Raw genomic sequence first — 12442 nt, 5'->3', positions numbered from 1 at the left:
CCCGGAAGCTAAGCCCTTCAGCGCCGATGGTACTGCACTCGACAGGGTGTGGGAGAGTAGGACACCGCCGAACACAATGTAGAGAAGCCCCCCAACCAGTACTGGTTGGGGGGCTTTCTCGTACCCAAAACACCCCCCCCAAAACCACCCCGCACTCTCCGAGCGAACGGTACGTTCGTCGCCTCAGATCGACCGAACGCCCCGTTCACACCATCACGAGCGGAAGCACGGCCGGCTCACCACCCCGTCCGGGATCGAGCGAACGACACTCTCACCGCCTCCAACGAGATGAACGATACGTTCACACGATCCGCGAAAAGCCTGCGCTCACCACAGGTCTCGTCAGTCGAACGCCAATCGCGATACCAACCCGCCACGGAACCCGTCGAGCGTGGCTAGGCTCGGAAGAGGTGCCCCGTGTGATCGGGCCCACCTCACCTGTGCACGCGTGATGACTACGGAGGCTTCGATGACCGATATTCTCGACCGCACCAAAATCTATGTTGATGGCGCCTGGATCGAATCCACTGGCAGCGGTCGGATCGACGTTCTCAATCCGGCTACCGAAGAGCTGATAGGAACTGTCGCCGAAGGCACTGTCGAAGATGTCGACGCGGCCGCGAAGGCAGCACGAAAGGCGTTCCCTGCCTGGTCTGCACTATCCGGCGGTGAGCGCGCCGAATATCTTTCCAAGGCCGCGGCGATAATTGCCGAACGCACCGATGATCTTGCGGCGCTTGTTTCGCAGGATATGGGAATGCCGATCGGATTCGCGAAGCCCGTACAAATCGGAATGCCGCTCGCGAATTTGAATGCATTTGCCGAATTGGCTCGCACTTATGATTTCGACGCTCACGAGGTCGGGAATTCGCTGATTGTTCGCGAACCTGCGGGTGTTGTCGGCGCCATCACTCCCTGGAACTTCCCGCTCCACCAAGTTGTCTTGAAGGTCGGCGGTGCGCTCGCCGCGGGCTGCACCGTGGTTCTCAAGCCCACCGAGGTTGCGCCACTCATCACGTACGCTCTCGCTGACATCTTCGACGAAATTGGTTTGCCTGCAGGTGTATTCAACCTGGTGAGTGGCTACGGCCCGGTAGTGGGCGAAGCCATCGCCGGCCACCCTGAGGTCGACATGGTCTCCTTCACCGGATCGACTCGTGCAGGCAAGCGAGTGGCCATCGTTGCCGCGGACACCATCAAGAAGGTCTCGCTCGAGCTGGGCGGCAAGTCGGCGAACGTCATTCTCGACGACGCCGATCTCGAAAAGGCTGTCACGGATGGCGTCGCAAAGTGCTTCATCAATTCGGGCCAGACCTGTTCGGCGCTGACGCGTATGTTGGTTCCCGCGGAGAAGGTGGATGAGGCAGCGGCAATTGCTGCTGCAGTCGCCGCTCATTTCCCGGTAGGTGATCCGACTCAGCCGACTTCGGTGCTTGGTCCTCTGGTGAACGCGAATCAGCTGGGACGCGTTCGCGGATACATCGAGAAAGGTGTGTCGGAAGGTGCCACCGCGGTTGTCGACGGTCGCGAAACCGGTCTGGCCAGTGGATATTTCGTTGGTCCGACGGTGTTCGCGAACGTGACCGAAGACATGACCATTGCGCGCGAGGAGATCTTCGGACCGGTCCTCTCGATCATGGGTTACAAAGACGAGGCCGACGCAGTGCGGATCGCCAACGGCACCGAGTACGGACTGGCCGGTGGCGTTTGGTCAGGTGACCCCGATCGCGCGGATCGCGTCGCACGGCAACTGCGTGCCGGGCAGGTCGAGGTGAACGGCGGAGCATTCAACACGAATGCTCCGTTCGGTGGGTACAAGCAGTCGGGCGTCGGGCGCGAGGCCGGCACGTTCGGGCTCGAAGAGTTCCTCGAGATCAAGGCGATTCAGCGATAGTTTGTTCGAGAATGGCGATGCTCCCGTACCAAGTGCGGGAGCATCGCCATTTTTGTACCCGGATCAGGACTTGGCGGCATCCAAATGCTGAGCCGAGATGTTCGCCAGATGTGTCAGGTCCGAGGCCACGGTCGCGAACGTGTAGCCCTCCCCGAGCCGTTGTGCCGCAACCTGACCGGAAGGTGTGTGGATTCCCGCAGCGACTCCGCTGACGGCGGCAGCTTCGCGCACCCGGGTGAGCGCTGCTTCGAATTCCTCGGCGACGTCCGGATCGTTGGAGTGCTTACCGCCGACGGCGATTCGTAGGTCGGACGGCCCGACGTACACGCCGTCCAAACCGGGCACTGCGCAGATCTCTTCGACGTTCGCCAGACCCTGTGGGGTCTCGATCATCGCAAATACAACGGTGTCGCGGTTCGCGTCGGCGGGAACTGGGCCGATACGGAGTTGAGAGCGCATGGGTCCGTAGGAGCGGATGCCGAAAGGCGGATACTTGGCGGCTGCCACGGCGGCCGCTGCCTCTTCGGCGTTGTTGATCAGCGGAACGATGACGCCCACAGCGCCCGCGTCGAGTGCACGGCCGATGGGCGTCGGATTGTTTGCCTCGACGCGCACCATCCCGACAGTGGACGGTGACGAGTCGATGGCGGTGAGCCCGGCGACCATCCCCGAATAGCCGATCAGGCCGTGCTGCATGTCGAGGGCAATGTAGTCCCAGCCGACGTGCGCAATCCATTCGGTCGAGACCGGACTGTCGATGACGGACCAGTATCCGAGAATGCGTTCGCGTCCTCGGATACGTGCGGCGAATTCCTGTGCTGACATAGTGAAGAACTCTTCCTGATGAAGGTCGGGTGTTTCAGCGGTTGTAGTTGGGCATGGGGCCTCGTAGGGCGGCACCGACGAGATCACACTCTTCGACGGTCGAGGCGTCGAGTGGACCTCGCCCGATGGCCGCGATATTGGATTCGAGGTGCGTAACTTTGGATCCTCCGAGGAGCAGCGATCCGGCGACGGGTTTGCTGACCAGCCAGCGCAACGCAAGCTCGGTCAGGGAGATGCCCGACTGTTCCGCGATCGCCGTCAGTTGTGCAATGGCGTCGAAGATCTGTGTGTTCCAGTATCGCTCCTTGTACATCGACGCAAGACGGGAGTCGCCGAATCGGCCGTCGACGGGGTTTTCCTCGAAGGTGTGGCGCCCGGTGAGCAGGCCCCCACCGAGTGGGTTGTAGACCATGGTGGTCAGTCCGGTCACGTCCGCGAATTCTGCGTATTCTTCTTCGATGCGACGCGCGAGCAAGTTGTAGAGCTGTTGTGCGACGATCGGTCGCGGAGCACCGACTGTGTCTGCGGTGTAGTTGATTTCACTGATTTGCCACGCGGCAAAGTTGGATACGCCGAGTGTGCGGATCTTGCCCTCGGCAACCAGTTCCGCGACGGTGGTAAGAGTTTCGGTCAGCGTGACGGTTCGGTCCGGCTGATGGAGATAGAACAGGTCGACGTAGTCCGAGTCGAGTCTGCGCAGACTTCCTTCGATGCTTGCTCGGAGTCCCTTTGCCGAGAGTGGGCTGTTGTCACCGGCATCGGGGTGTGGCATTCCTGCTTTGGTGGCCAGAGTGACGGAATCGCGTCGGCCATGGAGGAGCTTTGCCAGCATGCGCTCGGACTCACCGCCCGCATAGCCGTTGGCCGTGTCGATGTGAGAGATACCGGCGCCTAGTGCTGCGTCGAGCATCGATCCCGCACTCGATATGTCGACCGTATCTCCGAAGGTCATAGTGCCGAGCACCAGTTTCGGAAGCTCGAGTGGGGTGGTCATCAGGCAACTCCTCGTGATTCGGTCTGCTTGGCTAGTAAGTTCTTGGACAGGGCTGCCACCACGTGGCGTGGTTTGATGCCGACCATGGTGGTGGGATCGAGAGCAGCGCCTCGTAGTGCGCGGGTGTACGGCTCGCACGGACTGGCGAGAACTGTGTCTGTGGAACCGGATTCGACGATGGTTCCTTTCGACATCACGACTACGGTCTCGCTGATTTCTCGGACGACGCCCAAGTTGTGTGAGATGAAAACGTACGTCAGACCGGTATCGGCCTGAATTTCACGTAGGAGCGCGAGTACCTGCGCTTGCACCGAAACGTCGAGAGCGCTGGTTGCTTCGTCGCAGACCAGGATCTCGGGTCCGCTGGCAAGTGCACGGGCAATTCCGATGCGCTGACGTTGGCCACCGGAGAACTCCGCCGGACGCCGGTGTAGTGCCGAGCTGGGTAGGCCAACGCGATCGACGAGTTCTGCTGCTGCCTTGGCGCGTTCAGACTTGCTCCGAACACCTTTGAGGCGCAGTGGTTCTCCGATGATGTCCTCGGCAGTCAGATGGGGGTCCAGCGATCCGTACGGATCTTGGAACACCATTTGAATGCGAGAGCGGAAGGGGCGCAGTGACTTCTCCGACATATGCGCGATGTCATTGCCGTCGACGAGAATGCGTCCACTGGTCGGTGTGAGGAGTCGGACGATCGATCGAGCGATTGTCGACTTGCCACATCCGGATTCGCCGACGATGGCCAGGGTCTTGCCCTTTTCCACCGAGAAGCTCACAGCATCCACGGCTCGGAAAACTCCGTCGGGAACCGGATACTCGACAACGAGATCTTCGACGGCGAGAAGTGGCGTTTCGTGGGGGTTCATGCCGAGGCTCCGATCTGTGTTGAACGGGCGGGGTCGCCATCCCAAGGCCCCAGGTGCGGTATGGCGTCGAGAAGCTTTTGTGTGTAGGCGCTTTGCGGTGAGTCGACGAGAACGTCGGCGTTACCGGTCTCGACAAAACGTCCGTCCTTCATCACGTAGATGCGATCGGATACGAGTCGGGCGACTCCGAGGTCGTGGGTGATGACGAGCATTCCGATCCCGGTGCGCTCCTGCAATTCGAGCAATAGATCCAGAATCCCGGCCTGAACGGTGACGTCCAATGCGCTGGTGGGTTCGTCGGCCACGATCAGTTCGGGGCCGGCAGCAAGAGCTCCGGCGATGAGGACGCGCTGCAGCATTCCACCCGACAGTTGATGCGGGTACTTGTCGAGTTGCTGATCCGGATACGGAATGCGTACCTGCTCGAGCAGTTGCACTGCCCGCTCGATTTGTTGCTTCTTCGCGGTCACACCGCTGTGGCGCACTGCTTCTCGAAGTTGGCTGCCGATGGTGTGGACGGGACTCAGAGCCGTCATCGGGTCCTGGGGGATGAGGGCGATGTGTTTTCCACGAATATCGTTCAAGATCTTCGTGTTTCCGAGAATGTCCTGGCCTTTGAACACGGCTTTCCCGGAAAGAACGGCAAGATCGTCCGGAAGCAGCCCGAGGATTCCCATGGCCGTGGTCGACTTTCCGGAGCCGGATTCACCGATGATGGTGACGGTTTCACCGGCGTCGATGCAGAAGGACACCCCGTCGACGGCTCGGATGACGCCATTCGCCGTGACAAGTTCGATCTGGAGGTCGTCGACCCGTAGTAGATTGCCCATGTCTCACGCCTTTGCTTTCTGGGCGTTGCCACGCCCGAACAGGCTTGCGCCCAGTCGTTTCGAACCTGCAGGACGATCGCGCAAGCCGTCGCCGAGTAGGTTCACTCCGACGACCAGCAGAACGATCATCAGACCTGTCAACGTGACGATCCACCATGACGTGGTGATGTAGTCCTGGCCGTCGGCGATGATTCGTCCCCACGTTGCGAACGGACGTTGCGGTCCGGCGCCGAGGTAACTCAACGAACTTTCCAGCAGTACGGCCTGCGCGAGCAGCAGCAGGACGACGAGCGAGGCCTGCTTGACGATGTTCGGAATGACGTGACGAAGCAGAATTGCCATGCGAGTAAGTCCGAGGACTCGAGCTGCAGCTACGTAAGGCTTTTCGCGTTCGACGAGTACCAATGAGCGAGTCAACCGTGCGACCTCGGGCCACTGCGCGATCGCGATGACAAACGTGATGACGGGAATGGACGGACCGAACAGCGCAACGACGAGAAGCAGCATCATCAGCAGAGGCAGAGAAAGCTGTGCTTCGAGTAGGCGGGAGATCACGGTGTCGACCCAACCACCGAAGTACCCCGCGGCGGATCCGGCGACTATGCCGATGACCCCGGAGACGATCACGGCGAGAATACCGATCGTCAGAGACACCTGGCCGCCGTGCAGGATCCGTGAGAGGAGATCTCGTCCCAACTGATCGGTGCCGAACAGATGGCCGTCGGTGAGGGGCGGTAGCCGTCGACTGCTCAGGTTGGTCTGGTTCGGATCTGCAAGGGGGAGTAGTCCCGCCAATGCAACAGGAAGAATCACCAGGAGCGCGCAGATCGAGCCGGCCCAGATCTTGACTCGGCTGTCTCGCTTACGGCGCGTGGCTCCGGCGCGTGCGAAGTCTGCCTCGGTGACCGCGCTGGGGCGTGGAGTTGTTGGAGGTTCCAAGACGGTAGTCATCAGTTGGCGCCCTTTCCGAGTCGCACGCGTGGATCCAGGAGGGGGTAGAGGAGGTCCACTGCCAGTTGCACGAGCACTGCGAGAACCGCAGTGACAAGCACGGTGGCCTGGATGAGCGGGTAGTCGCGAGTCTCGAGTGCGCGGACCACCAGCGAGCCGACACCAGGCCAGGCGAACACGACCTCGACCACCACGACGCCGTTCAGCATTCCGGCAAATCTGGTGCCCAGCGCGGTGACGATCGGAATCGCCGAATTACGCATCGCATATCGCCAGGTGAGTTCGCGTTCGGATACTCCGCGAGAACGTGCGACCGTGATGTACGGAGAAGCGAAGGCCGAGACCATTTCGCGTCGAACCATCCGGGAGATCAACGCGATCTGAAGGATGGCGATGGTGACGGTAGGCAGGATCAACGACGGCCATGTGGTGAAACCGGCTGCCGGGAGTACTGGGATCAAGACCGCGAAGATCGTCACCAGCATCAGGCCGCTCCAGAACTCCGGCATGGACTGCCCGCCGACGGCCACGACGTTCGCACCGAGTTCACGTCGGGTGTCCGCGTGACGGGCCATCCACACGCCCAGCGGAATCGAGAGCACGGCGGTCAGCAGAATGGAGCTGACGGCCAGGGTGATGGTGTACGGGAGACGGCCGAGGACAACGTCCATGGCCGGCGCCTGGAACGAGTACGAGGTGCCGAGATTCAGATGGACGAGGTCCCACAGGTAGATCAGGTATTGAGAGAACACCGACTTGTCCAAGCCCATGTCAGCACGGATTTGTGCTAGATCCTCCGTGCTGGCCAGCGGTCCGGCCAAGGCGTAGGCAGGATCGCCGGGAGCCATTCGGATGAGGACGAACACTGTTGTGAGCGTGAGGAAGATCGTCAAGGCGCTCTGTGCCAAGCGTTTGAGCACGTATTTGACGGTCGGGTTGATCCTTGTGCGCCGACGCGGAGAGATTCCGAGAGCGGTTTGCGGTTTCGGAGCGGTGAGAGTCATCGCCTCAGGCCTCCAATCGGACGGCGCCGAGGTCGTAGGAGTTGATCGGGGTCAGTGAAACATTTTGTACACGAGTGCGTTTCGCAAGGAGTGCGTTGGGTACGAAGCTCCACAGGCAAGGCCAGGTGTTCCAGATGTCTTGTTGTGCGGCGTCGAGTAGAGCGGCGCGCTTGGTCGGGTCTGGTTCACTGGATGCGGCTTGGATCTTCGCGGTGATTTCGGGGAAGACGTACCCGTGATAGGTGTCGCGAGTTGCTTCCTTCTCCGCTGTGCCGGCGTACATCCCCTGCAACGTGGTCAGTGCAAGTCCGGTCTGGTTGCCGTAGCCGTTGCCCAGCACATCCCAGTCGCCGGTCTTGCCCTGGCGCCAGGACGAGATGTCACCGCCCGGTTCGAACTGCTGGAGTTTGACGCGTACTCCCACGGCCTTCATCATTTCGAGTACCGATTCCATCACCGAGACGTCGTTGGTGAACTCTCCGGTTTCCCAGATGAAGGTGAGTTCGAGGTCGTCGGCGCCTTCGGCCGCGAGCATCTGCCGCGCTTTCCGTGGATCATATTGGTAAGTACCGGTTTTCACGGCTCCGTCCAAGGTCGACGGTGCGGGGCCGGTGGCCGGGACTGCGGATCCGATCAGCACGTCCCGAGCGAGTGACTCACCGTCGATGGCATACGTGAGAGCTTCTCGGACACGCGGATTGGACAGTGGGTGATCGGCGGGCTTGCGGAAGTTGAAGAACAGTTGGTTGATGCGTGTGCTCGGCACTGTGTCCACCTGGACACCAGGCAGGTCGGCGAGTTGTTCGGCGGAATCGGGACTGATCGAGTCGATGACGTCGACCTCGCCGCTCCGAAGTGCGACGACGCGGCCGGCCTCTTCGGGAATGAAGCGGACCTGAACACGACGAACGCCAGGGGCCGGGCCCCAGTAGTTGTCATTGGCGACAAGTGTGTAATCGCCGGTGCCCCGGTTCGATTCGCTGACGACGAACGGTCCAGACCCGATTCCGCTCTGCAGTTCGTTGGGTTCGTTCGCAGCGGCCGGGGTGATCAAGATGTTGGACATGAGCGAGTCCAGAACCGGCACCGGGGAATTCGTCCGAAGGATGAAGGTGCGATCGTCGATGGGGACGACCGTCGGCCACTCGGGGAACTGCGGTGCGACAAACGATCCGCTGACCTGCTGGTACATCTGCATTGCCGTCGTGACGTCGTCGATCAGCACAGGTGTGCCGTCGGAGTAACGGATGCCCTCGCGGAGTCGAACCGTCCACTCGGTCGCGCCGGTCGATTCGAACCTGTCAGCGAGAACGAGTTGCGGTGTCAGATTGTCGCCGATCCGGGTGAGACCTTGTCTGACGCCACGTTGAGCCGTGACTGCTGCGTCGAATTGATTGAGTTTGTTGTCGAGGCTGACGAGCGAACGGTTGAGCCCGAGCACCAGGGTGTCCTGTGTCGGTTTCCCGGTAGGGCCGGCGCACGCGGCAGTCGTGCCCAGAAGCGTTGCGCCACCGATCAGCCCGGTGAACTGCAGAAAGGATCGCCGGGAGAGCTGTGGTGTTCGCAAACGAGTATTGGTCATCGGTGACCTTTCGATCCTGACGGGGCAGCGTGGGGGCGACGCTCCGAGCGGACTGTTGGTGAACAATCGCGTCGGGCTCTCGCTTGTAACTCAGCTCACAATGGCACTGTTGCGCACTTCGCGCAAGTCCCGTAACTTCGATTGCGTACTTCGCGCATCGGTTGCGATGCTGTGCATACTCGATTCAGACCGAAAGGGGGTCGAGGAATTCGATGAAACCACTGGTAATCATCGCTGATGATCTTTCCGGAGCCGCGGAGTCGGCCGCAGGATTTCTGCTCCGCAGTTCGGGCATATCGCTTCGACTCGGCCCGGGTGCGCCCGACGGATCAGGAGTGACGGTTTTCGATCTGCACTCACGGCGATCCGACCCCGCCAGAGCCTCTCGTGACGTGAGATCAGTTCTGCAATCGTCTGACGGCTCCGAGATCGTCAAGAAGATCGATTCCCTGCTCAGGGGCAACATAGCGGCGGAGGTTGGAGAACTCTCCCGCGACGGATCCCCGGTCATCGTCGCCGCCGGACTGCCCAGGCAAGGGCGCACGGTGCAAGACGGGGTGGTGTTGGTCGATGGGGTTGCGTTGCACGCCACCGACCTGTGGCGCGCGGAGTCGAAGCCGGCTCCTCGGTCGATTGCGGAGGCGCTCGGCTCGTCGGCAATTACTTCTGGCGTATCGCTGGACGACATTCGCTCCGGGCGGTTGAGCCAGGTTCTTGCGTCGATCTCAGAAGCCGGGTCGGTGGCGATCTGCGACGTCGAGACCGACAGTGATCTGGAACTGATTGTGGCTGCAGCACAGGAGGTTCGGGGTTCTCGATTGGTAGGAACCTCGGCGCTCGCGACGGCAGTGGCACGACGACGAACCGTGCAGTCACCCGTCGTGCGTCCATCTCTTCGTGATTCTCGATCTACTTTGGTGGTTGTGGGGACGGCGGATGCGTCTGCCGGGGACCAAGTGGAATTGCTTCGGGATTCAGGTGCGCACCATATCGAAGTGAACAGTGCTGAACTCCTGGCGCATTCGGTCGATCCGCTTCCGATTCTGAACGCACTGGATCGCGGAAACGTCGTGGTTTCGGTAAGTGGACCTGTCGTGCCTGCAGAATCCGTCCATCTCGTTTCGGCTCTCGCCGATCTGATCGCTGCCGTCGATGCAGGATTCTCCCACGGCGAGTACCCGATCGACTTGGTTCTTACCGGTGGCGAAACCGCGCGCAGCGTTCTCGACCGCCTGCGGATCGACACTTTGTCACCGATTTACGAAATTGAACACGGCGCCGTACTTTCCGTCGACCACACCGGACGGTACATCGTCACGCGGCCAGGCAGTTTCGGGAATGCACACAGTCTTTTCTCTATAACGAAGTTTCTCGCGCGCCCCATCCCGGTCGACGCTCCGGACAGTCCACCTTCAGACAACGAGGTTAATCCCATGTCAATCGAATCCACTCCACTGCCGCTGATTGCTGTCACGATGGGCGACGGCGCCGGCGTCGGACCGGAAGTGATCGTCCTCGCACTCCTCGACGCCGAAACGAGAAAGCGTTGCCGCCCTGTTGTTGTCGGCGACGCGAAGCGTTTGCGATTGGCTGCCACGGTGCTCGGAATCGACATCGACGTGGTCGCGATCGAGGAGATCAAGGATGCTGAATTCATCGATGGACGGATCAACGTCATCGACCTGGACTTGCTACCCGAGGATCTCGCCTGGGGTGAACTGTCGGCAGTCGCGGGGGATGCGGCCTATCAATATATCCGCGTCGCAAGCGAACTCGCCGTACGCGGTGAAGTCCAGTCGATCTGCACGGCGCCGCTGAACAAGGAAGCGCTGCATGCGGCAGGACACATCTATCCCGGACACACCGAATTGCTTGCGCACCTGACCGGTACCGAGGAGGTGTCGATGATGTTGTCGACCCCCAAGCTCAAGGTGATTCACGTGACCACTCACATCGGACTGCTCGATGCAGTTGCCAGGATCGAGCCCGGCCTGGTCGAGAGGACAATTCGTCGAGGTCACGAAGCTTTGGTGCGTACGGGCAATCCATCTCCGAAAATCGGCGTGTGCGGGATCAACCCGCACGCGGGGGAGAACGGGCTTTTCGGGTACGGAGAGGAAGAGCAGAAGATCATTCCCGCCGTCGAACTCTTGAAGGTAGAAGGAATCGACGTCCACGGCCCACTGCCGGCGGACACGGCATTCTTCCTCGCTGGACGTGGGGACTACGACTTGATCGTTGCGATGTACCACGATCAGGGGCACGGCCCGGTCAAGGTTCTCGGGATCGAGGCCGGCGTCAACATCACCGTCGGGTTACCTGTCATCCGTACCTCCGTCGATCACGGAACCGCTTTCGACATTGCAGGTAAGGGCATCGCCGAGGCCGGTAGTATGGTCGAAGCGCTGCGGCAGGCGGCCGAATTGGCAACCAGCACATTCGTTTCCAAGTAAGCACCAGGGTTTGTAGGGGGAGGAGCGATGGCCATCCGGGAGTCGGAGGCGAGGCGGTCGGAGATTGCGAGGCTCGCTCGCGCGAGCGGTCTGGCCAGTGTCGAGGATCTGTCTGTCCAATTCGGGGTGACTGCATCTACGATCCGTCGCGACCTGAGTCAGTTGACTGCCCAGGGAGTAATTGCTCGAACGTACGGCGGGGCGATTGCTCTCAACCCTCATCCGGAATCCTCCTTGCGTCAACGCGCAATGGAGGGATTCGACGCCAAACGGGGCATCGCCGAATGGGCTGCTGAGCAGGTCCGGCCCGGAGAAACCGTGCTCCTTGATGCAGGTACCACCGTCGGAGCGATGGGAGAGTTCTTACGTCACGTGACGAATTTGACGGTGATCGCTGCAGGGCTGACGGCGCTCGAGGCGTTAGCCGACGCTGATGGTGTTCGAGTCGAATGTCTCGGCGGGACGCTGAGGCAGCTCAGTCAAGGATTCGTCGGGCCACTGGCGGAAGCGTCGCTGCAGCGGGTGTCGTTTGACAAGGCATTCCTCGGTGCCGATGCAGTTACCGCTGACCTGGGTATTTGTGAAGCTGAGCTCGATCAGACCCGGCTCAAGGAAATGATGATCGAACGTGCCGGCGAGGTCTACATCCTCGCCCACTCCGCCAAGCTTGGTGAACGTCCTTTTCATGCGTGGGCGCCGATACCGCCGGGGGCCGTGCTGGTTACCGATGCTGCAGTAGACGCAAAGCAAGTCGCGTTGTTCGAGGATGCAGGTATCCGAGTCCAAGTGGTGTGAGTTCCCGCTGCGTGCCGATCCGGCCACGGTGTCCGGCGTCACATGATGTCCGAATTGGTGAAAATCGACTGAATCGGGCAATCTTGCTGGGGAAATGGATACCTCCGAGTCTCTGACCTGTGGATTTGGCAAAGACTTCGGCGGACGCGTAACTTATTCCAAGTCAGAGCGACACGGACACCGACTCCCGCCTTCACGGCGAGTGACACGAGGTTGTACGAAGTGCCTGACCAAATTTCGAAGTAGTT

General features: G+C 60.8%; 10 protein-coding genes. 3 read left to right on the top strand and 7 right to left on the bottom strand.

Annotated elements, in window-relative coordinates:
* The first annotated feature begins 469 nt into the window (after positions 1-469).
* On the top strand, positions 470-1894 hold the full coding sequence (locus AC2ETI_RS32130; protein ID WP_007732506.1) for an aldehyde dehydrogenase family protein: 1425 nt from the start codon (positions 470-472) through the stop codon (positions 1892-1894).
* Between the two features lie 63 nt (positions 1895-1957).
* Here AC2ETI_RS32130 and AC2ETI_RS32125 read toward each other — a convergent pair whose 3' ends face one another.
* From AC2ETI_RS32125 to AC2ETI_RS32095, 7 genes are read right to left on the bottom strand one after another with little or no spacing between them, the layout of a single operon-like run.
* Positions 1958-2719, bottom strand: a complete 762-nt coding sequence (locus AC2ETI_RS32125; protein ID WP_019746656.1) for an HpcH/HpaI aldolase family protein — start codon at positions 2717-2719, stop codon at positions 1958-1960.
* Positions 2720-2753: 34 nt separating this feature from the next.
* The gene (locus AC2ETI_RS32120) at positions 2754-3713 is read right to left on the bottom strand and encodes an aldo/keto reductase (RefSeq protein WP_264613812.1); all 960 of its coding nucleotides are present in this window, start codon (positions 3711-3713) and stop codon (positions 2754-2756) included.
* A complete protein-coding gene (locus AC2ETI_RS32115) occupies positions 3713-4579 on the bottom strand; it encodes an ATP-binding cassette domain-containing protein (RefSeq protein ID WP_134999912.1) in 867 nt (288 codons plus the stop codon). The genes AC2ETI_RS32120 and AC2ETI_RS32115 overlap by 1 nt, the downstream gene beginning before the upstream one ends.
* Entirely contained in the window at positions 4576-5409 is an 834-nt protein-coding gene (locus tag AC2ETI_RS32110; protein ID WP_053062092.1) for an ABC transporter ATP-binding protein, read from the bottom strand. Before AC2ETI_RS32110 ends, AC2ETI_RS32115 begins: the two co-directional genes overlap by 4 nt.
* Before the next feature lie 3 nt (positions 5410-5412).
* Complete coding sequence (locus tag AC2ETI_RS32105; protein ID WP_070386750.1) at positions 5413-6360, bottom strand: ABC transporter permease; 948 nt, start codon at positions 6358-6360, stop codon at positions 5413-5415.
* On the bottom strand, positions 6360-7364 hold the full coding sequence (locus AC2ETI_RS32100) for an ABC transporter permease (protein WP_007732496.1): 1005 nt from the start codon (positions 7362-7364) through the stop codon (positions 6360-6362). The genes AC2ETI_RS32105 and AC2ETI_RS32100 overlap by 1 nt, the downstream gene beginning before the upstream one ends.
* Positions 7365-7368: 4 nt before the next feature.
* Positions 7369-8946 (bottom strand): ABC transporter substrate-binding protein, encoded by a 1578-nt coding sequence (locus AC2ETI_RS32095; RefSeq protein WP_336504259.1) that lies wholly within the window; start codon positions 8944-8946, stop codon positions 7369-7371.
* Between the two features lie 212 nt (positions 8947-9158).
* Here AC2ETI_RS32095 and pdxA point away from each other — a divergent pair, with 212 nt between their 5' ends.
* Complete coding sequence (pdxA, locus tag AC2ETI_RS32090; protein WP_483635011.1) at positions 9159-11399, top strand: 4-hydroxythreonine-4-phosphate dehydrogenase PdxA; 2241 nt, start codon at positions 9159-9161, stop codon at positions 11397-11399.
* A 27-nt stretch (positions 11400-11426) separates the two neighbouring features.
* Positions 11427-12194 carry a DeoR/GlpR family DNA-binding transcription regulator gene (locus tag AC2ETI_RS32085; protein WP_483635010.1) on the top strand — a complete coding sequence of 256 codons (768 nt, stop codon included), beginning with the start codon at positions 11427-11429 and terminating at the stop codon, positions 12192-12194.
* Positions 12195-12442: the final 248 nt, after the last annotated feature.

Source organism: Rhodococcus sp. MurmanLake-1 (assembly GCF_056945715.1).
This window is presented reverse-complemented; position numbering and strand designations above follow the sequence as displayed.

Excerpts from the sequence above, each read along its gene's own strand:
- AC2ETI_RS32130 (WP_007732506.1), top strand. The coding sequence starts at position 470 with ATGACCGATATTCTCGACCGCACCAAAATCTATGTTGATGGCGCCTGG.
- AC2ETI_RS32125 (WP_019746656.1), bottom strand. The coding sequence starts at position 2,719 with ATGTCAGCACAGGAATTCGCCGCACGTATCCGAGGACGCGAACGCATT.
- AC2ETI_RS32120 (WP_264613812.1), bottom strand. The coding sequence starts at position 3,713 with ATGACCACCCCACTCGAGCTTCCGAAACTGGTGCTCGGCACTATGACC.
- AC2ETI_RS32115 (WP_134999912.1), bottom strand. The coding sequence starts at position 4,579 with ATGAACCCCCACGAAACGCCACTTCTCGCCGTCGAAGATCTCGTTGTC.
- AC2ETI_RS32110 (WP_053062092.1), bottom strand. The coding sequence starts at position 5,409 with ATGGGCAATCTACTACGGGTCGACGACCTCCAGATCGAACTTGTCACG.
- AC2ETI_RS32105 (WP_070386750.1), bottom strand. The coding sequence starts at position 6,360 with ATGACTACCGTCTTGGAACCTCCAACAACTCCACGCCCCAGCGCGGTC.
- AC2ETI_RS32100 (WP_007732496.1), bottom strand. The coding sequence starts at position 7,364 with ATGACTCTCACCGCTCCGAAACCGCAAACCGCTCTCGGAATCTCTCCG.
- AC2ETI_RS32095 (WP_336504259.1), bottom strand. The coding sequence starts at position 8,946 with ATGACCAATACTCGTTTGCGAACACCACAGCTCTCCCGGCGATCCTTT.
- pdxA (WP_483635011.1), top strand. The coding sequence starts at position 9,159 with ATGAAACCACTGGTAATCATCGCTGATGATCTTTCCGGAGCCGCGGAG.
- AC2ETI_RS32085 (WP_483635010.1), top strand. The coding sequence starts at position 11,427 with ATGGCCATCCGGGAGTCGGAGGCGAGGCGGTCGGAGATTGCGAGGCTC.